Raw genomic sequence first — 21,239 nt, 5'->3', positions numbered from 1 at the left:
AAGGGCGGTCTTTCCGAAGCCGGCGGCCCCCGGGGGGAGGCTCCCGCGAAACCCGGGGTGAAATATTCGCCCATGGCGGGCCGGAGCCTGCTAGAGTCGTTTTAGTTGCAGTAGTGGTTCCCATGAACTTTGTGTGCGCCTGCTGATGTTTCGCAGGCGCATTTTTGTTTCCCGGCTCTTCCCCGGGTGGGTGCTCATCGCGGCGACTCGGAGCCTGCATGGTGCGGGCTTCGGACAGCCCCTTGAAGGAGATTTTTTTATGGCTAATGGCACTGTGAAGTGGTTCAACGCGGAAAAGGGCTTCGGCTTCATCGAGCAGGAGGGTGGCGGCCCGGACGTCTTCGCCCACTACTCGAACATCAACGCCAACGGCTTCCGTGAGCTGCTCGAGGGCCAGAAGGTCGAGTTCGACGTCACGCAGGGTCAGAAGGGCCCGCAGGCCGAGAACATTCGTCCGCTGTAGTTTTTCTGCCACGGCACCCGCCTAGCAGCGAGGGGCCCGCACCGCGTACATGTTGCCCGGTGCGGGCCCCTCGGCATTTGCGTCACGACGCATTCCCGGCCGTTCAGGCCCCCTGGCTCCGCCACCGGCAGCCATCCCCACGCGAGACGCACAGCGCCGCGTCCGGATCGGCGCCCTGCCGTGACAGCTCACGGTTCGAGGTCGTTCGCTCCCACCCCTCTCGGTGAGCGCCGACCGTAGGTGACGTGCCGCACGGTTCTACCGTCCACGCCCCGCCCGTCACACTTCCGGCCCGTTCCCTTGCGGTCTCCGTCGGCGCCCCGCGCCACGGGGCCTTCCTCGTGACGCGCCGCCCTGAGGAAGGTTTCCACGTGAACCGCTCCAGTCGCTCCTCGTACCAGAACGCCAACTCCCGCTCCGCCTCCGGCTCCCGCTCCGGCGGCGGCTCCGGTTCCGGCTCCCGCTCCGGCGGCAGCTCCTTCTACGGCTCCCGTCCGGCCGGCGGCCGGCGCCCCTCCGATCGGGGCCGCCGCCAGGACTCCTCCCCGCAGGGCGAGTTCGCGATGCCGGTGAGCACCACCCCGGCGCTGCCGGCCGTCGAGTCCTTCGACGAACTGGACATGCCCGCGGCCCTGTTGAAGACGCTGACCCGCCAGGGCGTCACCTCGCCGTTCCCCATCCAGGCCGCGACGCTGCCGAACTCGCTGGCCGGCCGCGACGTCCTCGGCCGGGGCCGCACCGGCTCCGGCAAGACCATCGCCTTCGGTCTCGCCGTCCTGGCCCGCACCGCCGGGCAGCGGGCCGAACCCCGCCGCCCGCTGGCCCTGGTGCTGGTCCCGACCCGCGAGCTCGCGCAGCAGGTCACCGAAGCGCTCACCCCCTACGCGCACTCGGTGCGGCTGCGGATGGCGACCGTGGTCGGCGGGATGTCGATCGGCCGCCAGGCGCAGGTGCTGAACCGCGGGGCGGAGGTCGTGGTGGCCACCCCCGGCCGGCTCAAGGACCTGATCCAGCGCGGCGACTGCCAGCTGGACGGGGTCGGCGTCACCGTCCTCGACGAGGCCGACCAGATGGCCGACATGGGCTTCCTGCCCCAGGTCACCGAGCTCCTCGAACAGGTCGCCGAAGGCGGCCAGACCATGCTGTTCTCCGCCACCCTGGACCGCAACGTCGACCGCCTCGTGCGGCAGTTCCTGAACGACCCGGTCACCCACTCGGTGGACCCGTCCGCGGCGGCGGTCAGCACCATGGAGCACCACGTGCTGCACGTGCAGAACCACGACAAGAACGCCACGATCGCCCACATCGCCTCCCGCGACGGCGGGGTGATCATGTTCACCGACACCCGGGACCGTGCCGACGCGCTGGTCGAGGACCTGCTCGCCAACGGGGTCAAGGCCGCGGCCCTGCACGGCGGCAAGTCCCAGCCCCAGCGCAACCGCACCCTGGAGCAGTTCCGCACCGGTCAGGTCACCGCGCTGATCGCCACCAACGTCGCCGCCCGGGGCATCCACGTCGACGGCCTCGACCTGGTCGTCAACCTGGACCCGCCGAGCGACCACAAGGACTACCTCCACCGGGGCGGCCGCACCGCCCGGGCCGGCGAGTCCGGCACCGTCGTCACCCTCGTCCTGCCCAGCCAGCGCCGCCAGATGGCCCGCATGATGACCACCGCCGGCATCACCCCCGTCACCACCAGGGTCCTCGCCGGCGACGAGGACCTGACCCTCATCACCGGCGCCCGCGTCCCCACCGGCGTGCCCGTCGTCATCGCCGACCCCGTCGTCGAGCGTCCGCGCCGCAGCGCGGCCGCGAACCGCGGCCGCCGCGGACGCCCCGCCTCCACCGGCGGCGACACCCGCGCGGCCTCCGGCCGCGACAACCAGGGCTCCTCCGGCCGCCGCCGGGCGCCCAGGCGCGTCGCCCTCGCCGCGTAGCACCCCGACGCGGGCCCGACGCCCGGTGCGCACCGGGCCCGCGCGGCCCTCCCAGGCCCTCCCAGGCCCTCCGAGGCACGCCGGTTCCCGCGACCGCCGACCCCGGAAGCCGGAACCGGCCCTGCGGTCCGCTCCGACGCACGCCGCCAGCCCCCACTCGCCCCTCCGCCAGTGCCCCGATCACCGCCGACCCCGGCGGAAGCGACACGAAGGAGTCCGCCCATGACCATCGCCCTCGACCACCCCGCAAGCACCACCACGGTCGGCGACCTCATGAAAGGCCCGGAACTGCAGATCAGCGACGATGTCATGGTCGACACCGCGATGGACATCCTGCAGAGCTCCGGCACCGACCACCTGCTCGTCCGCGACGACGACGGCCGCTGCGCCGGGCTGCTGACCCGCCTGCACCTCGCGCCGTTCCAGGCCCGGTCCTGGTACACCGAGCGCACCCCGGTGCGCGACATCGTCCTCGACCGCGCCCCCTTCGCCACCACCGACATGCCCGCCACCGCGGCGGCCGCCGCCATGCGCTCCCGCGGCCTGGACGCGTGGCCGGTGGTGGACCACGACGGCCGCGTCATCGGCCTGCTCAGCCTCTAGACACGATCCCCTCGACGATCCTCATCAGGCGCTCCCCCGCCTGGTCGACGCTTCCGTTCTGCGCGCAGACCTGCGCCCCTTCGAGCACGAAGGTGATCTCGGCCGCGGTCTGCGCCGGGTCGGGCAGCCGGGCCTCGGCGCACATGGCGACCAGCCTGCGCAGCTGGCGGGCCTTGTGCTCCTCGATCACCTGCCGTGCCGGGTCGGAACGGTCGGGCAGTTCGGCGATGGAGTTGATGAACGGGCAGCCCCGGTGCGAGATCGCCGGCAGCCCGTCGGCGATGAAGCGGGCCAGGCCCAGGATCTGTTCCCCGGGCCGGCCGGGGTGCTCGGCCTCGACCCGGTCGAAGGCCTCCTGGTAGTCGGCGGCGACGATCCGCAGCCACTCCGCGACCAGTGCGTCCTTGGTCTCGAAGTGCCGGTAGATCGCCATCTTGGTGGTCTCGGCCTTCTCGGCGATCGCCTGGACGCCCACCCGCCGGATCCCCTCGCGCTGGAAGAGCTCTTCCGCCGCGTCGAGGATGCGCTCACGGGGCGGAAGCTTCGCCACCCTGCTCGGCCTTCTGGTGCTCGATGTCATGACTGCTCCGTGACGTCCGGTCGACGGTTCCCGAGGGGCCTTCCCACTCGTCTTCCCGCTTCCGCCACGATACCAAGCAGCTCCATACGATACCGTTCGGTATTGTCAGATGCTGACCGGTATCATTCTTTCCGCTGGGAGTGACAGTGAGGATTGCCGAGTACACGAGCTTCGACGCGGTCGGGCTCGCCGGACTGGTGGCTGGCGGCGAGGTGACCCCCGCCGAACTGGAAGCCGTCGCCCGAGAGGCCGCGCAGGCGGTCGATCCGCAGCTCAACGCCATCGTGGAGACCTGGCCCACCGACGACGCGCCCAGCCCGGGCAGCGCACCGCTGGCCGGGGTCCCCTTCCTGATCAAGGACATCGGGGTCACCATGGCCGGGCGGCGCATGGAGCTGGGCAGCCGTCTCGCGGCCGGCAACGTCGCCGGCGCCGACTCCTCCCTGATGCGGCGTCTGCGCCGCGCCGGCCTCGTGACGTTCGGGCGGACCACGACCCCGGAGATGGCCTACAGCATCACGACGGAACCCGCGCTGTACGGCCCGACCCGCAACCCGTGGGACCTCCGGCGGAGCGCCGGCGGATCCGGCGGGGGCGCGGGCGCGGCCGTCGCCGCCGGGGTGGTCCCGATCGCCCACGCCACCGACGCGGCCGGCTCGATCCGCATCCCCGCCTCCTACACCGGCCTCTTCGGGCTGAAGCCCACCCGCGGCCGGGTCTCCATGGGCCCCGACGTCGACGAGGTCTTCAGCGGCCTGGCGGTGCACGGCAGCGTCAGCCGCACCGTCCGCGACAGTGCGGCACTGCTCGACCAGATCGGCGGCCCGGAGCCGGGCGACCCCTACTCCGCCCAGCAGCCGTCCCGGCCCTACGCGCAGGAAGTCGCCCGCCACCCCGGCTCGCTGCGGATCGGCGTCCTCACCCAGGCGTGGGGAGGACGCCGGACCACCACACCGGTGGCCGACGCCCTCTCCCGAACCGTGCGCCTGCTCGAATCCCTCGGACACCAGGTAGAGGAGGCCGAGGTCGACCTCGGGGTCGGCTGGGAGGAGTTCGTCCTGGCCAACGCCCGTCTGATGGCGGCGAATCTCACCGCCATGGTCGACGGGCTCGCCGCCGCCCTCGGGCGGCCCGCCGACCCCTCGACCCTCGAACCGGGAACTCTCACCAGTTACCACTACGGGCGGCAGGTCAGCGGCGCCCAGTTCGTCGCCGCGTTCGCGGTCCGCAACCGGGTCGCCCGCAGCCTGGCACGGTACTTCGACGCGTACGACACCCTGCTCACCCCGACCCTGCCGGAGCTCCCCCCGCTCCTGAACACCTACACCGAGGGCGGGGAGACGCTGGACGGCCTCGGCTGGATCGACCGCCTCCTCGACCGCTCGCCGTTCACCGCGGCGTTCAACGTGGCGGGCACGCCCGCCATGTCCGTACCGCTGACGGCCGACACCGAGACGGGACTGCCGATCGGCATGCAGATCGCCGCCGGGTACGGCCGCGAAGGCCGCCTCTTCCGCCTCGCCGGACAACTCGAACAAGCGAGCCCGTGGTCACGCCGCACGCCCTCCGTGTGGGCGGGGAACGCCCCGGGCCGCTGACGAACGCCTCTGGGGGAACCGGGTCGTACGACTGCGCGGAAATCGGCTCAGACGAGCACGACCCGGCGCCCCCGCGTGTGGCCGGCGTGGCTGTCGATGTGCGCCGCCGCGGCCTCGGCGAGCGTGTACGACTTCTCGACCGGGATGTGGAGCCTGCCCCGCGCGATGAGGTCGACGGCCTCGGCGAGCGCCTCCGGCATGCTCCCGGCCACGCCGGAGAACCGGACGCCGAACTGCGGCGCCGAGAGATCGGCGATGGAGATCACCTTCTGCGGATCCCCCGTCAGCTCGACGAGTTCGCGGATCACGCCCGAACCGGCCAGGTCGAGCGCCGCGTCGACCTGGCCGAGTTGCCGCACCCGCTCGACCCAGCCCTCGCCGTACGTCGTGGCGGCGGCACCCAGGCTGCGCAGGTAGTCCTGGTTCGCGGCCCCGGCCGTGCCGATCACCGTGATGCCGCGGTCGCGGGCGATCTGCAGCACCGCCGAGCCGACTCCGCCGGAAGCGCCACTGGCCAGCAGCGTCTGCCCGGGCCGCACGCCGACCTGACGGATGATGCGCAGCGCGGTCTCCACCACGGAGGGGTACCCGGCCGCCTCTTCGAACGTCAGCCCTTCGGGCATCCGGGCCCAGGCCGACAGCACGGCGAACTCGGCGTAGGTGCTCAAGCCCTCGCCGAACACGTGGTCGCCGGCCTCGATCCCTTCGACGCCCTCGCCGACCTCGTCCACCACCCCCGAGGCGTCCTGCCCGACGCCGGAGGGCAACTCGGTCGGATGGGCCTGGAGGAACTGGCCTTCGCGGATCCTCCAGTCGACGGGGTTGACGCCCGCCGCCCGTACGGCGATGCGGATCTGACCGGGGCCCGGGTGGGGCCGCTCGGCGTCGACGAGCTGCAGAACGTCCGGCCCGCCGAACTCGGCGAAGCTCACCTTCTTCATGTTCTTCATGCGGCCGACCGTAGCACTAACGGTTAGTGTTTAGTAACTGTTCCACCTTCGTATCTGCTAGCGTGAGGGCATGACCGTGCCGCCCGGACGCCGCGAACGCAAGAAGGCCGCGACCCGCCAGAAGATCGCCGACACCGCCCTGCGGCTCTTCCTGGAACGCGGGTACGACGCGGTGGGAATCCGGGACGTGGCCGCCGAAGCCGACGTGGCCGTCACCACGCTCTTCTCCCACTTCGCCTCGAAAGAGGCCCTGGTGTTCGAGCGGGACGACGACTTCGAGCAACGCCTCACCCGGGCGGCCACCACCCGGGCGCCGCACGAGCCGCTCGTCCCCGCGCTGCGCCACGAGATCCACGCCCTGGTGCGCCATTGCACGGCGGACGCCGCCGCCCCGATCTGGCGCATGATCGAGGAATCCCCCGCCCTGCGGGAGTACGAGGAGTCGATGAGGCTGCGCCACGCGGACTCGCTGGCCACGGCCATCGCCACCGACCTCGGCCTGCCGCAGACCACGACGGCCTGCCGGGCGATCGCGAGGTTCGCGATCGACGCCTACACGCTGGCCCGCGAGGCGGCCGATCCGGAGGCCGCGGTGGACGAGATCTTCCGGATGATCGAGGCGGCCTGGGAGGTCACCGGCCCTGCTCGACGCGCGTGAAACGTCGCGGAGCAGCCCCACAACCGCGCTGAAGGCCCCTTCGACAACTCGAAGGGGCCTTCGGAGGGGCCTTCTTGTCTGCAACACATCTACGGCGGTTATTTGTGTTCAGGATCCGGGGCTGCAAGGGTGTCGAACCATGAGGATCACGATCACCGTGGAGAATCCGACCCCCGAGGCGCTGGAGAAGCTGCTCGCCTTCGCCACCATGCCGGACGCCGTCGTGACGGCGCTGCCCGATGACCGCTGGACACCGGAGCGGGCCCGCTCGTACTACGACCGCCTGCCGCCCCGGGCGCAGCAGATCCTGCTTCAGGTCGTCGAAGGCGAAGGCGAGTGTGCCGCAGAGGAGCTCAAGGCGAACGGCCGCAGCCTGCGGGGATCCACCGGCGCGTTCCGCCGCGTCCTCTCCGAGGGCAAGCGGACCGGCCTCTGGCCGGACGCCCTGCCCGTGCCGCTGGTGTCCCACGTCGTCGGCGGGCAGCTCAAGAAGCTCGAAATGCCCGGATTCGGCACCGACCAGTACCCGCACTCGGCCTTCGAGGAGGGATTGCGTGACGCCCCGGCCCGCGATCGCTGATCGCCCGGGAAGCCACTCATGTACACGCCCCCACCAGTCAGTTGTCGCTGTTGACGTTGGCGAGGGCGGCACTGTAGCCCGTGGGACAGTACAGGATGTCGGAGCCGTCGCCGGTGTGCCAGCGGCCGTTGACCGTCTGCCGGATGCCCTTGACGCTGTCGCTTTCACAGATCAGGACGAGTTGCCAGTGGTTCTTCGGGGCGCTGGTCTGGCAGTTGACGGAGCCCCAGTTCTGGCCCTGGTTGGTGACGCAGTAGGAGATCGCCGAGGCTGACGGCGCGGCGATCAGCCCCGCTCCCATGAGCAGTGCCGCCCCGGTGCCGATGGCTGCGATTCGACGCATGACCTTCTCCTTGCCGTAGATCCGACAGCATGTGCGGCCAGCATTCCGAAGATGTGAATGCGTGTATACATGAACAGCACAACTGGCCGAAACCGGACCCTTCCGCTTCGGTTCGGTGGCGCGCCGACCTGCAGTGCAGGTGAGGGCCTGCGGTGCAGATGAGGGTGCGGGGAGGGCGTAGCAGTCTGGTGACATAGCAGGGTCTGTTTCGTCGACTGCTCGCACTAACTTCGTTCCTGTACGCAGCCACGTTGCTCCTGGCCCCCGCAGGAGGGGCCACAGGCAACTCGCTGTTCCTCACCCGTACTTCGCTCAGGAGCACCGCATGTCGACCTTAACGAACCGCCGCTCGTCCGCCGTCCGCACGCTGGCCGGTTCCGCCCTGGCGGCCGCCCTGCTGGTGTCCACCGCGACAGCTTGCTCCAGCCCGTCCCCCGCGAACCAGACCGCCGCGCCGGCCGCCACGCCCACCACGCCCAGCGCGCAGGGCACCACCCCACCGGCCGCTGCGCCCAGCGCTCCCACCACTCCCGACGCCACCGCGCCGGCCAGCACGCCGGCCGCGCCCCCCGCGCCCGGCACCGCCCCACCGGCTGCCACGCCCACCGCGCGCCACACCACCACGCCGCCGGCCGCCCCGCCCAAGGGGACGTCCCCGGTCCGCACCCAGAAGCTGGTGGACGGCAGCACGGCCGAGATCCGCGCGACCGGCAACCAGAACTACGTCGCCAAGATCGTCAACAACGGTACGGAATACGGCACGCTGGAGACGCACGACTCCGACGCCGGGGTCGACTTCAACGACATGTTCATCGTGCTCTCGATGGACGGCACGGCCCACTCCTGGATGGGCGGCGGACACCAGGGGCCGGGCACGTTCAAGCTCGCGGGCGGCTGGACGGCCAAGGTCACGAAGATCGGCGAACTCCACTACCGCGCGCAGATCCTCGGCAACGACGGCGCGGTGAACGGCACGCTGGAGGCGAACCAGCAGGACGCCGGAGCCGTCGCCAACGGCGTGTACATGGTGCTCAGCACCGGCGGTGAGATCAGCGCCAACATGTGAACATGACAAGGTCGTGCTATGAATGCCCAGGAACCCGCCGGCGGGCCGCCGGCGGAAACCTCCTGGACCGCCCGGCCAGCCGAACGAGTGAAGCCGGAGGCGGCCGCTCCCCGCGCGGCCCCGCCGCCCACGCCGGCGTCAGCAGCAGGCTCGCAGCCTGCCTGACGACCGCACTCGAACAGGCTCTGGCCGCCCGTGCGCTGGGCTCCGCCGCCCTGCCGACCGCCGTTCGCGACCGGCCGGAGGGCGTACCCGCCGCGGCGGCGCGGTGCTCGAAAACTCCCCGTTCGACCCGGGCGCGCCCGGAGATGACCTGCTTGAACCCCGCGTTCGAACAGCACCATCATCTGTCCCCTGCCGACCACAAGGCCACCCCAACTCAGCTTCCCTGAGGCCGGTTTGGACTGCCCCGGCGCGTCGGCAGGAGGAGCGTCCCGTCGCCCCCGCTCAACAGCCCCGTCGGCCCGAGTGAACGAGGAGTCCGCGCAGTGATCGATTTCGAGGTGCTGACCGCACTGGCCGCCCACGAGGGCATCGAGCGGATCGGCGTCGGCGTGGTGCTCCGCGACGCCTCCGGCCGGATCCTGCTGATCCGCCGGGCCGCGCACGACGCCCTTCCCGGCCCGCGGGAGTACCCGGGCGGCGGCCGGGAGGACGGCGAGGGGATCGAGGCGGGCGCGGCCCGGGAACTGGCCGAGCAGACCGGGCTCGCCGGGCTGCCGCTGGAGTACGCGCGGAGCCTGGACCTCACCGACCGGAACGGCCGGCGGGTACGGCAGTTCGTGTTCACCACCGTCGTGCCCGACGGCACCCCGGTCACGCTGTCGGCCGAGCACGACGACCAGCAATGGGCCCGTCCCGACCAGCTGCCGCAGACCGGCGACGGAGAGCGCGAGGTGATCAGGTGGCTCACCCGTCGCCTGGCGATCCCGGGCTGGCGACCGGTCGGCGGCTACCTCACCACCATCGCGCGGCCCACGGTCTACGGGTGCTTCCTGGTCACCGACCCGGACGGCCGCGTCCTCGGGATGCGCTCGACCATCAACCCGACCGTGTGGAACCTCCCCGGCGGCAACGTCGAACACGGCGAGACCCCGTTCGACACGGCACTGCGCGAGGCCCAGGAGGAACTCGGCCTCGACCTCGCCGCGGAGAACCCCGAGGTGATCGCCCGGCGGCGCCTGGTCGCGGTCGTCCACGAGCAGGCCGGCACGGAGTACCCGGTGCCGGTGTGCGGATACGTCTTCGACGGCGGCGTCCTGACCCGGGAGCAGCAGGCCCGCATCCGGCTCGACCCGGCCGAGCACACCGAGTGGCGCTTCGAGACCGCCCACGACTGGGACGCCCTGATGCCACCGGACCGCTACCAGCGACTCCTCCAGGTACTGCGCGCCCACCGCTGCGGCACCCCGCTGTACCTGGAACGCCCTTCCCCGGAGGACGAGTTCGAAGGAATCATGGTCCTCGTCACCGACCGGCACGGCCGCCTGCTGATGCACCACCGCGACGACAAGCCGGGCATCGCCTGGCCGGGCTACTGGACCCCCATCGGCGGCTGGCGCGAGGGCGACGAGACCCCGCAGGAGAACGCGGCACGCGAGGTCCGCGAGGAAGCCGGCATCGAGATCACGGGGCTCCGGATCCTGCCCGGCCCGCACCACGAACTGGTCTCCCCGCTCACCCGCGTCCTGCACGCCGCCTGGGACGGCCCGGAGACGGACCTCCGGCTCGGCGACGAGGGCCTGGCCGTCCGCATGGTCCCCCTGGCCGAGGTGCTCGACCTCAAGGTCCCGCCCTACCTCCAGCACTACCTGCCCCTGCTGGCCGAAAGCGCCGACCGGCCCGCGAGGAGGACCTCGTGAACCAGCCCTGGCGCAGCGAAACCAGCCGGTCGGGCCGCCCGGCCCCGTCGGAACCGACCGGCTGAGGATGGCCGGCCGCCACCGCCGCCCGCCCGAGCCGCAGCTGCCGGCCGACACCGATGCCCGGCTGCGGGCCATCGCCGACCAGCGGCCCGTCGTGGAGGAAGGCATCGTCACCTTCCCCGCCAGCCCCGTCCCATACGCCTACCGCACCGTGCACCGGCCCGACGGCGGCACCGACCGGCACCTCGTCCGCCTCGACCTGCCCCGGCGACCACCCGGGTGACCGGCTCGGCAGCCGATGCTCCTGACGATCCGTCACCACGGGTGGACCGCAGTCCAGTACCAGGCCCCACCCCCGCCCCGAACGTCTACCTCTGGCCGACCCGCTGCCGGCCGGTTCGCCGGGAGGCGGCCACGACGGAGAAGGCGTACTCCCGCATCCGGAGCTCGTAGGCACGTACGCCGTCCACGAGCGGCACGCCGGAGGCCGCGGCCTCGGCCAGGGTCCGCGTCAGCTCGGCGGCGTCGCGGATCGCGGTGTTCGCGCCCATCGCCAGCACCGGGCTCATGGCGTGGATCGCGTCCCCGAGCAGGGTGACGGGGCCCGGCTCCCACGGCGGTACGGGGCTCGCCGTGGAGATGCGCAGCGGGAACAGCGAGTCGGTCTCCCAGCGGTCCAGGAGGCGGTGCACATCGGGGTGCCAGTCGTCGCCCACCAGGCGTCCGGCCAGCTCGCGCAGGGCGGGGCCGTCGAGACCGCGCAGCGCTTCGAACGAGGGCATGGCGGGGTGGTCCGCCGGCGCTCCCACCAGGCAGGCGACGTAGTCGCCGACGGGGGTGAGGGGGACGGGCGGCGTGTGTGCCGGGCCGGCGGCACCGGGAGGGCGGGCGAACCGCACGGGCCCGAAGCCGACGTGCGGACTTCCCGGCCCGCCGGTCACCACGGTGAAGATGCTGTCGAACACCCACGGCGGCAGTGCGGCCGCGGCCCCGGCGGCCGCTGCGCCCGTCTCCGACTCTCCGGCCTCTCCCGCCTCTCCAACCCCGGTTTCCGGCGCATCCGGCGCGTCCAGCGGGATCCTGCCGTAGATCAGCCGCAGTCCGGCGTCCTCGACCCGGGCGTGCGGCAGCAGCTGTCGGCGTACCGCCGATCCGACCCCGTCCGCGCCGACCAGGAGGTCGGCGCTCGCGCTGCGGCCGTCGGCGAACCGCACGGTGACCGTTCCGTCCTGCTCCCTCTCCCAGCTCAGCAGTTCCGCGCCGTAGCGCACGGTGTCCGCCAGGCCGGAGAGCAGGATCTGACGCAGCGTCGGCCGGTTGAACGCGTACGAGCGGTACGGGCGAGCGGTGCCGTCGGCGGGATCGGGGTCGGGCGCGGTGGGCCGGTCCGCGAGCGTGCCCAGGTGGCGGTCACGGACGGAGACCCGGGCGGGCGGCGAGGCCGCGGTCGCCAGGCCCAGCCGGAAGAGGTGCTCCGGCAGGCAGCGTTCCAGGCCCGCGAGCCCGGGTTCGTCGAGCTGGACGCGGTAGCCCTGCGGCCTCGCGTCCGGGTGGAGGTCCCGCTCGTACACGGCGACGTCGAAGCCGCGGGCGCGCAGCCCGTGGGCGAGGGTGAGGCCGCCGAGTCCGGCGCCGGCGATGATGACACGGTGCTGGTGCACAGTCTTCTGCCTTCGTTGTGGTCACGAAGGAAGCACTGGGGTTCCGCGAAGGGAACAAACACCGCGAGGGCGCCGCTCAGAAACACCATTCAGGAGCGATTTTTCGCGCATTCCGTTGAATCTGGAGCCACAGTAGCAGTGAGCCGTCGGCGGAACCGACCAGCCTCCTCGACGAGAACCGGCCCGGAGGCCGGGGCTCATCAGCTGAAGGGGCTTGGCCCAGGTCGTGCTCCGCCGGCCGGCCCGGCAAGGCGTGGTCGCCGACCGACGACGCGCGGGAAGGTGCCGTCCGGCACGGCCCGATTGGCATGACTGTTCAAGTGATACGCTCACAAGATGACGAACCAGGAGGGAACGCCCGAGGCGCCGGACGAGCATGCGGACCTGTGGCTCACGCCGACCGAGCTGGCCTCCTGGATGTCGGTGGTCCGCCTGATCACCCGGCTCCCCTGGGCGGTCGACGCCCAGCTCCAGCGCGACGCCGAGCTGAGCATGGTCGAGTACATGACCCTCGCCATGCTGTCCGAGGCGCCCGAGCGGACCTTGCGCATGAGTGTCCTGGCCGAGCACACCAGTACGTCGCTGTCGCGCCTGTCGCACATGGTGAAGCGGCTGGAGAGCCGCGGCTACGTCCGGCGGGAGCCGGATCCGGCCGACGGACGGTTCACCAACGCCATCCTCCTGCCTGCCGGCATGGGCAAACTGGAGGCGGCCGCCCCCGGACATGTCGCCCAGGTCCGCCGCCTCGTCGTGGACAACCTGTCCGGCGAGCGCCTGCGCAGGCTCGGGCAGGACGCGGAACGCATCCTCCAGCGCATCGACTCGCCTGCGCGCTGAGTCCAGGGCTTGATCACTCAAGTCATAGCTGCGGCCACAGGGCCTCTCGACCCACCACAACAGCGAAGCGCCGCGACCTTTCGGCAGATTGACTTGAAGGTTAAAGTAAATACACGAGGGCGTCGATCCCGGCGCCGCCGCGCCACCTCCGCGCGGCACGGATCAGGGAGCTGAGATGTCGCTGGAGAACGAGAAGATCATTCGCAACGCCTACCGGGTCGCCGAGGAGCAGGACGTCGCCGGCTGGATCGCGGCGTTCACCGAGGACGGAACCTTCACCGACATGTCGGTCCCGTTCACCTACCGCGGCGCGGACCAGCTGGGCAAGACGGTCGAGACCTACGCGCGGGCGTTCCCCGACATGCACCGGGAACTCGAACGGTTCTACGTCACCGGCGACGTGGTGATCGTGCAACTACGCTTGCAAGGCACCCACCTCGGCCCGCTGGAGCTGCCGTCCGGCACCGTCCCGCCTACCGGCAGGCGCATGGACGCCCCGTGCTGCGACGTGTTCGAGCTGGTCGGCGGAAAGATCAAGCGCTTCGACTGCTACGCGGAAGGTTCCGTCATCGCCACCCAGCTCGGCCTGGCCTGAGTTCCACCACCGCTTGAGCCTTCAAGTCGTCGGGTCTAGAATCCGACATGGAGGCTCAAGCGGGAACGTCGGCACCTGCACCTGTACCTGCACCTGGCCGCGCCCGACGGAGCCCGCCGCACCACCGCCAGCCTGCCCAGCAGGACTGACACGGAAGGAGCGCCCACCGTGAGCACCCTCAAGATCGCCGTGATCCTCGGCAGCACGCGCCCCGGCCGCAACGGCAAAGCGGTCGCCGACTGGGTCATCGACCGCGCGGGAGCCCGCGCCGGCGTCGAGTACGAGCCCGTCGACCTCGCCGACTGGCCCCTGCCCTTCATGGACGAGCCGCTGCCGCCGTCCATGGGCCAGTACCAAGGCGAGCACACCAGGGCGTGGGCCGCCAAGGTCGCCGAGTTCGACGGCTACGTCTTCGTCACCCCGGAGTACAACCACTCGATCCCCGGCGTACTGAAGAACGCCCTCGACTTCGCCTACGCGGAGTGGAACAACAAGGCCGCCGCTTTCGTCTCCTACGGCACCGTCGGCGGCGTCCGCGCCGTCGAGCACCTGCGCAGCATCGCGAGCGCGCTCCAACTCGCCCATGTCAACCAACAGCTTTCCTTCTCGCTGTTCTCCGACTTCGAACAGCTCTCCCTCTTCAAACCCGGCGAGCACCATGACGCCTCGGCCACCAGGCTGTTCGAACAGCTGGAGGCCTGGTCGGCCGCCATGAAGACGCTGCGCTCCTGAGCCGACCCGCGAGGACGACGACGCGGCGGCGCGACGGTGACGCGGCGGCGCGGCGGCGCGGCGGTGACGCGTTGCCGGTTGCGGCCGGGGAGCAGGACCAGGTCATCCGCTCCCATGCGGGCTGCCGGCCCCTCGGTGAGGACCCGGCCGAGGCCCTGGTCACCGATGTGTCACTGACGGCGCTGCGGGTGTTCCGCACGGCGGCCGAGCAGGGGACCTTCACGGCGGCAGCGGAGTCGCCGGGGTACACCCAGTCGGCGGTGTCCCGGCAGATCGCCTCGATCGAACGGGTCGACGGCGCCGACCCGGAGCCGTGGGTGACCACCACGGCGACGGCCCATCTGCGGTGAAGAGCCCGGAGCCGTGGGTGACCGCCGCGACGACGGCCCGTCCGCGGCGAAGAGCCCGCCGCCGGGACTGTCCGCCGGCAGGGCAGCCAGGTCGACGACCACCCCGACCAGCCGCCTCGGCCACCGTTCGCCCCCGGAACTCGTAGCTCGTCGCCGACCCTCCGCAGGCAGCGTCGCGCCGGGGCCAGGCCGCTGCGGGTGCGCCGACGGCCGCCTCGGCGCACCGTGGATCCATGGCCCTCATCGGGCCGCCGGGGCTGCGGACGCCTGGGCGATCTTGGGGTGCGAAGAGCCGGTGGAGCCGCCAGGGCCCGCCCCGCAGGGCGCTTCGGACGTGCTCGGCGCCCCGGGCCGAGCGCCGCCGCCCTGCCCGTCAACGTCGGCAGTCGGCCGGGCCCACGTCGTTTTCGTCACCGAGGGGACGGACCACCACCGACCAGTCACGCGAACACCTCGAAGGGGAAATCCGCCATGTCCTACCCAATGGCTCACTACTGGGGTGAATCGGGCGAGAATACGGCGACGCTCCGTTCCGGCGCCACCACGCCGGACGTGTTGATCGGCGCGGGGGGCACAAGAGTCCACTACCTGGTCGACACGCCCTCCGCGAACAAGACGTTCGGCCTGTACCGATTGGACATGGGGCCCCGGCCGACAGGCCCTGCTCCACATTTCCACCGGACCATGTCCGAGTCCTTCTTCGTCCTGTCCGGGATCATGCGCCTGTACGACGGTGAACGATGGATCGACGCCGAGGCGGGTGACTTCCTGCACGTGCCGGAGGGCGCTGTGCACGGCTTCCGCAACGAGTCCAACGAGCCGGCCTCGATGCTGATGCTCTTCGTGCCGGGCGTGCCACGCGAATCGTTCTTCGAGGAAATCTCGGAGATCGCGGCCGAAAAGCGCCCGATGAGCGAGGCGGAATGGGCGGAACTCTACCGCCGGCACGACCACTTCCTGGCCTGACCGGCTCGTCCGGCCGGGGTCGGCTGGAACGACGACTCGGGCGATCACGTACTGGCCGGGGTGGTCAGCCGCGTGGGGCTCGGAGTCCGCTACTGCGTGGCCGCGGTGACCACGCCGATGGGGGCCTGCACGGTGCCCGCGTCGGTCCGGCTGGGACAGGAAGATCCTGGACCGGGCATGCGCGGTTCAAACGCCTCGCCACTCCGCACTCAACACGTCACCTTGTCCAACAGAACGCAGCCGGCGCCGGGGCCCGGGCGGTAGGGCCTGCGGCCTGCGGCTGTTCCCCACCCTCGGCACGGGCGCGGCCGGTGTCAGCCGAAGTGCCGGACGGTCGCCGGATCGGCGGGTTCGTAGGGGTACCACTGGTCCGCGGCGGGACGGCCGGTGGCGACGAAGGCGGCGATCGCGCGGGAGAAGGTGCCGCCGAGCGAGCGGACGGCGGCGGTGGCCTCGCCGAGCATGGGGCTGTCGGGGTAGGCGTCGAAGGTGTCGAAGAAGAAGGGGAGTTCGACGCAGTGCGCGGCGCCCAGGCCTGCGGGGTCGGGCACCGGGACGTGGTCGAACCGGTAGACGTAGGTCGGGTTTCCGGCCGCAGCGTGGCGGTCGGCGATGGCGAGGGTGTCGTCACGGAAGACGAGCCCGGTCTCGAACTCGGTGAGGATGTCGGCCGGGGTCGCGTTCGGCCGCCGGGCCGCGATGCGGTCATACCGCTCGTCGCCGCCGTCGGCCTGGCCGACCGCGATCGAGCGGGCCCGGTCGGCGGTGATCTCCCGGATGCGGGGGGCGAAGGCGAAGAAGGAGGCCATCTCGTTCCTGGTGGTGCCGGTCAGCAGGCCTTTGCCGTCGAGGCGTCCGTCGACCAGCGCCTGCTGCCACGTCACGGGGATCCCGGAGGCGCCGAGGACGGGGTACATGGGCGGGGCGACGTTGCCCGGGCGGGCGGCCTCCCGGGAGAGCCGCTGGTAGGCGGCCAGGAGCCGGTCGGCCGGGACGGCGCGCAGCGCGGCACCCCGGTCCCGGGTGCCGCCCGGGCCGAGGATGCCGAGGATGTCGAGGAAGCGCCGGGCGTGGTCGCTCGCCTCCTCGGGGTCCTGCGGGGCGAGCCCGAAGGGACCGCTCTGGGCGATGACCCGGTTGACGAGCGGGCCGGTGGTCGGGGAGACGGCGAGGTAGAGGGCGGAGAACGCCCCGGCGGACTGGCCGCCGACGGTGAGGCTGCCGGGGTCGCCGCCGAAGGCCGCGATGTTGCGCCGCACCCAGGCGAGGACGGCGGCCTGGTCCTGCACGCCGAGGTTCTCGATGCCGAGGTCCGGCAGGTAGAGGTAGCCGAGCGGGCCGAGGCGGTAGTTGGCGGTGACGACGACGGCCCGGCCGGCGGCGGCCAGGTGCCGGCCGTCGTACCAGTCCCAGCCGCCGGACCCGCTGGTGAACCCGCCGCCGTGGAACCACACCAGGACGGGCAGGGCACCCGGGGCGGACCCGTCCGCAGGCGGACGAGGGGTCCACACGTTCAGCGTGAGGCAACCGTCCTCGTCCCAGTCGGGGGTGCGTGGCCCCATGACGGCTTCGAGCCGGGAGGGGTTCTGCGGGACGGACGGGCCCGGGCGGTCGGCGTCCCGGACGCCCGACCAGGCGGGGTGCGGCACGGGGGCGGCGAAGCGCCGCTCGCCCACGGGCGAAGCAGCGTAGGGGATGCCGCGGAACGCGGCGACGCCGTCCTCGACGGTGCCTCGGACGCTGCCCGACTCGATGGTCACGACGGGGCTCTCGATCAGGGTCATCGGTGTCGCCTTCCTTGCAGACGTGGGACGGCTCCGGTCTATCGCAATCGCCATGAGACGGGAAGATGTGACGGTTCGGCTCTCCGCCGCACGTAGGCGCCGTCCGCGAGACCGGGGTGCTCCCCGGCCGCTCCCAGCCGCGCACCCCGGGCGTCCAGCGGCGTCCTGTCCGTCCAGTCGAGATCGACCACGAGTACCGTCCTGTGTCCGCCCGCACCCCGACCGACGATCGGTCGGCCGCTGCTCGTCCTCACCGGTGACCACCACCGGGCACCAGCACCCGCGCACCGCAGCAGCCGAAGGGCTGGTCCGCGGACGGCAGGCCGTCGGCGAGCTGTCGGCGCTGGGGCTGGGGCTGGGGCTGGGGCTGGGGCCAGGTTGTCGGAAAACTTTTTCTCCCGGGACCGATGAGTTCGGGCGGTGGCGGCGGTCATACCTGGGAAAGCAACGACAGCCGACCGGGGAGACCTGAGATGTCCAGCACCGCCACCGCCACTGCTACCGCCGCTACCAACCCCACCGCCGCTACCGCCGTCGCCACGAAGTCCGGCAAGGCCGTGGTCCGGGTGGTCTGGACGCTGCGGATCCTGCTGGCGCTCTTCTTCGCCGTGGCCAGCGCGCTGCCCAAGCTGCTCGCAGTCCCCGCCGCCACGACCGTCTTCGACGCCATGGGTGTGGGCCACTGGTTCATGTACCTGACCGGGCTGGTGGAACTGGCCGGAGCGGTCGGGCTGCTGGTCCGCCGGCTGGCCGGGCCGGCAGCCACGGCGCTGATCGTCTTCCTGGTGTTCGCGTTCGTCACCCAGCTCACCGCGATGCACGGCGAGAACGCCGGGACCCCGTTCATCTTCATGGTGCCGCTGGCCGTCATCGCCTGGAACCGGCGCGCCGAGACCGCCGAACTGCTCGGCCGCCGACGCTGACCAGTGCACCGGCCGGTTCGGATGGGCGTCGCCGTGACGCCCGTCCGAACCGCGACGCCCATCCGAACGGCTGCGCTGCGTGCGCGGTGGTGCGGCCGAGTCCGTCGGCGGTCAGCCTTCGTGGACCGGCTGCCCGGCGGTGGGCAGGGCTTCGCCCGTCTCCAGCAGTGTCTTGAGGCTGGAGAGGATGGCCGGCCAGCCCTGGCTGCACATCGAGCGCAGGGTCCCTCCGGGGCCGAAGTCGTCGTGGGTGACGGTCAGCTTCACCTGGTTGCCGTGCGGCACCAGCTCGAAAGTGACCTTCGACCGGCGTTCCGCGGCCAGTTCGGCGCGCAGTTCCTCGCCGACACCGGCCGTCTGGGCCCACTGCGGAGTGAAGGTGTGCCAGGTGTAGGAGAGCCGCCGGTACGGCTCGTGGACGAGTACGACCTGCTCAGGGTCGACGGTCCGGGCGCCGCGCTCGGCCCAGACGACAGGTGAGCCCTCGACCCAGTCGGTCTCAAAGCGCACGCCCCAGTAGCGCTCGGTGAAGGCGGGGTCGGTGAGCGCCTGCCAGAGCCGCTCAGGTGTGGTGTTGATGTACGTCGTGTAGACGAAGGCGTTGTTGTCCATGGGTGGCTGCTCCAGTGCTCTCTTCAGATCGGCGAGCGCGGCGGCCCGGGCATTCCGGCCAGCTCCAGCGTCGACGCTCCAAGTCCTTCGGGGGTTGACCCTGCGGCCGGTGAGATGCGTGCCGGCTGCGGACGATCTGCTGGTGAGGCTCGACCGGCACACCGCCGATCATCAGGAGAACCTGCCAGGACTGCGCCAGTATTCAATCGCGACACCCCTGGGATGCCAGGAAATCGCGAAGGTAGGTGTGCTTTTCGCGGACCTGGGGGTTCGGGTGATGCTCCGCGGCCTGCAGAAAGGGCTCCGCGTCGTCGGCGTCGACCTGGCCGCGGAACAGAAGCTGGTCGAGGACGCCGATACCCCAGATCTGGATGGCCGGATCAGCGTCAACGAGGAACTCACCGACCAACGGGAGGTCATCAGCCGTGGCGACGACGCGCAGCAACTCGACCGCGAGGTGCCGACGTTCCGGATCCGGGTCGGTGCGATAGATCTCCAGGCAGCGAGATCGAGCAGCGTCGGGCTGCAGCAGCCACAAGACCGAACGCGCGTGTTCGGAGGCCGGGAGACCTTCGACGTACCAATCTACCGCCCCACGAATCGCCTCATCACCCAGCAGAAAGGCGATGGCCCGCCGAGCGATGCGGTCACCGCTGGATTCCGGACCAGCGCCGATACTGTGGGCCAGTGCCTGCCAGTCGATCGGTTCGCTTCGGCTCGCCACACTCGTAGCGGGGGCGGCGAGGCGGAGCTGGCAGGCGCAGTCGAGGGCGTCCTCGGGGGTGCCGGCGAAGCCGCCGGTGGGTAGCAGGGAGTCTTCGTAGCAGTCGCTGCCGGCGTAGTAGAAGGCGAAGCCCCATCGGCTGGCGGTACCGCTGTAGCGCAGGCGCATCAGCTTGACCCGTTCGCCGTCGGGCAGTTCGCCTTCCACGTAGGCGAACTGCCCGCGATGGCGGATGTGCAGGTCCGTCAGTTGCGGCCAGGCCGTGCGGGCGTGTTCGGTCAGCCGCTGGGCGAGCGACAGCTGGGTGTACTCCGGCGTCGTGGGCATGGCGGCCATCCTGCCGGACCGCCCTGGCAGCGGATGCGGCAGGCTGGGGGGACCCAATGCCCCGGAAATGCAGAGAACCCCCATCCGGTTTCCCGGATGGGGGTTCTCTGTGAATGATTGTTCGGCGGCGTCCTACTCTCCCACAGGGTCCCCCCTGCAGTACCATCGGCGCTGTAAGGCTTAGCTTCCGGGTTCGGAATGTAACCGGGCGTTTCCCTCACGCTATGACCACCGAAACACTATGAAACTGTCAACCGCACCAACCCCGTGACCAAACGGGTTGGGGTCGTTGTTTCAGAACAACACAGTGGACGCGAGCAACTGAGGACAAGCCCTCGGCCTATTAGTACCGGTCAACTCCACCCCTCACAGGGCTTCCATATCCGGCCTATCAACCCAGTCGTCTACTGGGAGCCTTACCCTCTCAAGGAGGTGGGAGTGCTCATCTCGAAGCAGGCTTCCCGCTTAGATGCTTTCAGCGGTTATCCCTCCCGAACGTAGCCAACCAGCCATGCCCTTGGCAGGACAACTGGCACACCAGAGGTTCGTCCGTCCCGGTCCTCTCGTACTAGGGACAGCCCTTCTCAACACTCCTACGCGCACAGCGGATAGGGACCGAACTGTCTCACGACGTTCTAAACCCAGCTCGCGTACCGCTTTAATGGGCGAACAGCCCAACCCTTGGGACCTACTCCAGCCCCAGGATGCGACGAGCCGACATCGAGGTGCCAAACCATCCCGTCGATATGGACTCTTGGGGAAGATCAGCCTGTTATCCCCGGGGTACCTTTTATCCGTTGAGCGACGGCGCTTCCACAAGCCACCGCCGGATCACTAGTCCCTACTTTCGTACCTGCTCGACCCGTCAGTCTCACAGTCAAGCTCCCTTGTGCACTTACACTCAACACCTGATTGCCAACCAGGCTGAGGGAACCTTTGGGCGCCTCCGTTACTCTTTAGGAGGCAACCGCCCCAGTTAAACTACCCACCAGACACTGTCCCTGATCCGGATCACGGACCCAGGTTAGACATCCAGCACGACCAGAGTGGTATTTCAACGACGACTCCACAACAACTGGCGTTGC

Annotated in this window: 21 protein-coding genes, 2 rRNA genes and 1 pseudogene; 15 read left to right on the top strand and 9 right to left on the bottom strand. The window is 70.8% G+C overall.

Annotated features, from left to right (window positions below):
* Window positions 1–259: 259 nt before the first annotated feature.
* The 3 genes from AC07AL_RS08220 to AC07AL_RS08210 all read left to right on the top strand — a co-directional run bounded on the left by AC07AL_RS08220 (window position 260) and on the right by AC07AL_RS08210 (window position 3,003).
* Window positions 260–463: a cold-shock protein gene (locus AC07AL_RS08220; protein ID WP_030918248.1), complete on the top strand. Its 204-nt coding sequence runs from the start codon at window positions 260–262 to the stop codon at window positions 461–463.
* Window positions 464–834: 371 nt separating this feature from the next.
* On the top strand, window positions 835–2,400 hold the full coding sequence (locus tag AC07AL_RS08215; protein WP_400808457.1) for a DEAD/DEAH box helicase: 1,566 nt from the start codon (window positions 835–837) through the stop codon (window positions 2,398–2,400).
* A 222-nt stretch (window positions 2,401–2,622) separates the two neighbouring features.
* The gene (locus AC07AL_RS08210; protein ID WP_363583313.1) at window positions 2,623–3,003 is read left to right on the top strand and encodes a CBS domain-containing protein; all 381 of its coding nucleotides are present in this window, start codon (window positions 2,623–2,625) and stop codon (window positions 3,001–3,003) included.
* On the opposite strand, the gene AC07AL_RS08205 is transcribed toward AC07AL_RS08210, so the two are convergent.
* A complete protein-coding gene (locus AC07AL_RS08205; RefSeq protein WP_363583311.1) occupies window positions 2,993–3,583 on the bottom strand; it encodes a TetR/AcrR family transcriptional regulator in 591 nt (196 codons plus the stop codon). The two genes, AC07AL_RS08210 and AC07AL_RS08205, sit on opposite strands and share 11 nt — an antisense overlap.
* A gap of 146 nt (window positions 3,584–3,729) precedes the next feature.
* On the opposite strand from AC07AL_RS08205, the gene AC07AL_RS08200 reads away from it, so the two are divergent.
* Complete coding sequence (locus tag AC07AL_RS08200; protein ID WP_478317206.1) at window positions 3,730–5,181, top strand: amidase; 1,452 nt, start codon at window positions 3,730–3,732, stop codon at window positions 5,179–5,181.
* Window positions 5,182–5,228: 47 nt separating this feature from the next.
* Here AC07AL_RS08200 and AC07AL_RS08195 read toward each other — a convergent pair whose 3' ends face one another.
* Entirely contained in the window at window positions 5,229–6,122 is an 894-nt protein-coding gene (locus AC07AL_RS08195) for an NADP-dependent oxidoreductase (RefSeq protein ID WP_400987409.1), read from the bottom strand.
* 79 nt (window positions 6,123–6,201) lie between these two features.
* Here AC07AL_RS08195 and AC07AL_RS08190 point away from each other — a divergent pair, with 79 nt between their 5' ends.
* Together AC07AL_RS08190 and AC07AL_RS08185 are read left to right on the top strand one after the other, a co-directional pair.
* Entirely contained in the window at window positions 6,202–6,789 is a 588-nt protein-coding gene (locus AC07AL_RS08190) for a TetR/AcrR family transcriptional regulator (RefSeq protein WP_363629926.1), read from the top strand.
* Between the two features lie 139 nt (window positions 6,790–6,928).
* Window positions 6,929–7,369: a hypothetical protein gene (locus tag AC07AL_RS08185; protein ID WP_363629924.1), complete on the top strand. Its 441-nt coding sequence runs from the start codon at window positions 6,929–6,931 to the stop codon at window positions 7,367–7,369.
* 37 nt (window positions 7,370–7,406) lie between these two features.
* Here AC07AL_RS08185 and AC07AL_RS08180 read toward each other — a convergent pair whose 3' ends face one another.
* A complete protein-coding gene (locus tag AC07AL_RS08180; protein WP_363583303.1) occupies window positions 7,407–7,712 on the bottom strand; it encodes a hypothetical protein in 306 nt (101 codons plus the stop codon).
* Between the two features lie 325 nt (window positions 7,713–8,037).
* Here AC07AL_RS08180 and AC07AL_RS08175 point away from each other — a divergent pair, with 325 nt between their 5' ends.
* From AC07AL_RS08175 to AC07AL_RS08165, 3 genes are all read left to right on the top strand, one after another.
* On the top strand, window positions 8,038–8,778 hold the full coding sequence (locus tag AC07AL_RS08175) for a hypothetical protein (RefSeq protein ID WP_363629922.1): 741 nt from the start codon (window positions 8,038–8,040) through the stop codon (window positions 8,776–8,778).
* Between the two features lie 488 nt (window positions 8,779–9,266).
* Complete coding sequence (locus tag AC07AL_RS08170; RefSeq protein WP_478317205.1) at window positions 9,267–10,640, top strand: NUDIX hydrolase; 1,374 nt, start codon at window positions 9,267–9,269, stop codon at window positions 10,638–10,640.
* 67 nt (window positions 10,641–10,707) lie between these two features.
* Window positions 10,708–10,926 (top strand): hypothetical protein, encoded by a 219-nt coding sequence (locus AC07AL_RS08165; protein WP_400808464.1) that lies wholly within the window; start codon window positions 10,708–10,710, stop codon window positions 10,924–10,926.
* 85 nt (window positions 10,927–11,011) lie between these two features.
* Here the strand turns inward: AC07AL_RS08165 and AC07AL_RS08160 are convergent, their stop codons facing one another.
* Window positions 11,012–12,304 carry an FAD-dependent oxidoreductase gene (locus tag AC07AL_RS08160; protein WP_478317204.1) on the bottom strand — a complete coding sequence of 431 codons (1,293 nt, stop codon included), beginning with the start codon at window positions 12,302–12,304 and terminating at the stop codon, window positions 11,012–11,014.
* A 336-nt stretch (window positions 12,305–12,640) separates the two neighbouring features.
* Here AC07AL_RS08160 and AC07AL_RS08155 point away from each other — a divergent pair, with 336 nt between their 5' ends.
* The 5 genes and pseudogenes from AC07AL_RS08155 (at window position 12,641) to AC07AL_RS08135 (ending at window position 15,784) form a co-directional block, all read left to right on the top strand.
* Window positions 12,641–13,141 carry a MarR family winged helix-turn-helix transcriptional regulator gene (locus tag AC07AL_RS08155; RefSeq protein ID WP_363583293.1) on the top strand — a complete coding sequence of 167 codons (501 nt, stop codon included), beginning with the start codon at window positions 12,641–12,643 and terminating at the stop codon, window positions 13,139–13,141.
* Between the two features lie 175 nt (window positions 13,142–13,316).
* Window positions 13,317–13,736: a nuclear transport factor 2 family protein gene (locus tag AC07AL_RS08150; RefSeq protein ID WP_363583291.1), complete on the top strand. Its 420-nt coding sequence runs from the start codon at window positions 13,317–13,319 to the stop codon at window positions 13,734–13,736.
* A 168-nt stretch (window positions 13,737–13,904) separates the two neighbouring features.
* Window positions 13,905–14,468: an NADPH-dependent FMN reductase gene (locus tag AC07AL_RS08145; protein WP_363583289.1), complete on the top strand. Its 564-nt coding sequence runs from the start codon at window positions 13,905–13,907 to the stop codon at window positions 14,466–14,468.
* A 155-nt stretch (window positions 14,469–14,623) separates the two neighbouring features.
* Window positions 14,624–14,773 (top strand): annotated as a pseudogene (locus AC07AL_RS08140) (LysR family transcriptional regulator); the annotation flags it as partial.
* Window positions 14,774–15,289: 516 nt separating this feature from the next.
* Complete coding sequence (locus AC07AL_RS08135) at window positions 15,290–15,784, top strand: cupin domain-containing protein (RefSeq protein ID WP_363629912.1); 495 nt, start codon at window positions 15,290–15,292, stop codon at window positions 15,782–15,784.
* Between the two features lie 314 nt (window positions 15,785–16,098).
* Here AC07AL_RS08135 and AC07AL_RS08130 read toward each other — a convergent pair whose 3' ends face one another.
* Window positions 16,099–17,568, bottom strand: a complete 1,470-nt coding sequence (locus AC07AL_RS08130) for a carboxylesterase/lipase family protein (protein ID WP_478317203.1) — start codon at window positions 17,566–17,568, stop codon at window positions 16,099–16,101.
* Window positions 17,569–18,041: 473 nt separating this feature from the next.
* Here AC07AL_RS08130 and AC07AL_RS08125 point away from each other — a divergent pair, with 473 nt between their 5' ends.
* Window positions 18,042–18,491, top strand: coding sequence for a DoxX family protein (locus AC07AL_RS08125; protein WP_363629908.1), 450 nt, complete (start codon window positions 18,042–18,044; stop codon window positions 18,489–18,491).
* A gap of 111 nt (window positions 18,492–18,602) precedes the next feature.
* Here AC07AL_RS08125 and AC07AL_RS08120 read toward each other — a convergent pair whose 3' ends face one another.
* The 4 genes from AC07AL_RS08120 to AC07AL_RS08105 all read right to left on the bottom strand — a co-directional run.
* A complete protein-coding gene (locus AC07AL_RS08120) occupies window positions 18,603–19,103 on the bottom strand; it encodes an SRPBCC family protein (protein ID WP_478317202.1) in 501 nt (166 codons plus the stop codon).
* 202 nt (window positions 19,104–19,305) lie between these two features.
* Window positions 19,306–20,154, bottom strand: a complete 849-nt coding sequence (locus AC07AL_RS08115) for a HEAT repeat domain-containing protein (RefSeq protein WP_478317201.1) — start codon at window positions 20,152–20,154, stop codon at window positions 19,306–19,308.
* Window positions 20,155–20,273: 119 nt separating this feature from the next.
* A 5S ribosomal RNA gene (rrf, locus tag AC07AL_RS08110) occupies window positions 20,274–20,390 on the bottom strand.
* Window positions 20,391–20,477: 87 nt separating this feature from the next.
* A 23S ribosomal RNA gene (locus AC07AL_RS08105) occupies window positions 20,478–21,239 on the bottom strand; the annotation flags it as partial.

The sequence above is a fragment of the Kitasatospora sp. NPDC043949 genome, from assembly GCF_056435365.1.
The sequence above is the reverse complement of the archived record's forward strand: the minus strand, read 5'-3'. Positions and strand labels throughout refer to the sequence as shown.

Bases quoted from the DNA above. Each gene is read 5' to 3' on its own strand.
- AC07AL_RS08220 (WP_030918248.1), top strand. From the start codon at position 260: ATGGCTAATGGCACTGTGAAGTGGTTCAACGCGGAAAAGGGCTTCGGC.
- AC07AL_RS08210 (WP_363583313.1), top strand. From the start codon at position 2,623: ATGACCATCGCCCTCGACCACCCCGCAAGCACCACCACGGTCGGCGAC.
- AC07AL_RS08205 (WP_363583311.1), bottom strand. From the start codon at position 3,583: ATGACATCGAGCACCAGAAGGCCGAGCAGGGTGGCGAAGCTTCCGCCC.
- AC07AL_RS08195 (WP_400987409.1), bottom strand. From the start codon at position 6,122: ATGAAGAAGGTGAGCTTCGCCGAGTTCGGCGGGCCGGACGTTCTGCAG.
- AC07AL_RS08190 (WP_363629926.1), top strand. From the start codon at position 6,202: ATGACCGTGCCGCCCGGACGCCGCGAACGCAAGAAGGCCGCGACCCGC.
- AC07AL_RS08185 (WP_363629924.1), top strand. From the start codon at position 6,929: ATGAGGATCACGATCACCGTGGAGAATCCGACCCCCGAGGCGCTGGAG.
- AC07AL_RS08180 (WP_363583303.1), bottom strand. From the start codon at position 7,712: ATGCGTCGAATCGCAGCCATCGGCACCGGGGCGGCACTGCTCATGGGA.
- AC07AL_RS08175 (WP_363629922.1), top strand. From the start codon at position 8,038: ATGTCGACCTTAACGAACCGCCGCTCGTCCGCCGTCCGCACGCTGGCC.
- AC07AL_RS08165 (WP_400808464.1), top strand. From the start codon at position 10,708: ATGGCCGGCCGCCACCGCCGCCCGCCCGAGCCGCAGCTGCCGGCCGAC.
- AC07AL_RS08155 (WP_363583293.1), top strand. From the start codon at position 12,641: ATGACGAACCAGGAGGGAACGCCCGAGGCGCCGGACGAGCATGCGGAC.
- AC07AL_RS08150 (WP_363583291.1), top strand. From the start codon at position 13,317: ATGTCGCTGGAGAACGAGAAGATCATTCGCAACGCCTACCGGGTCGCC.
- AC07AL_RS08135 (WP_363629912.1), top strand. From the start codon at position 15,290: ATGTCCTACCCAATGGCTCACTACTGGGGTGAATCGGGCGAGAATACG.
- AC07AL_RS08130 (WP_478317203.1), bottom strand. From the start codon at position 17,568: ATGACCCTGATCGAGAGCCCCGTCGTGACCATCGAGTCGGGCAGCGTC.
- AC07AL_RS08125 (WP_363629908.1), top strand. From the start codon at position 18,042: ATGTCCAGCACCGCCACCGCCACTGCTACCGCCGCTACCAACCCCACC.
- AC07AL_RS08120 (WP_478317202.1), bottom strand. From the start codon at position 19,103: ATGGACAACAACGCCTTCGTCTACACGACGTACATCAACACCACACCT.
- AC07AL_RS08115 (WP_478317201.1), bottom strand. From the start codon at position 20,154: ATGCCCACGACGCCGGAGTACACCCAGCTGTCGCTCGCCCAGCGGCTG.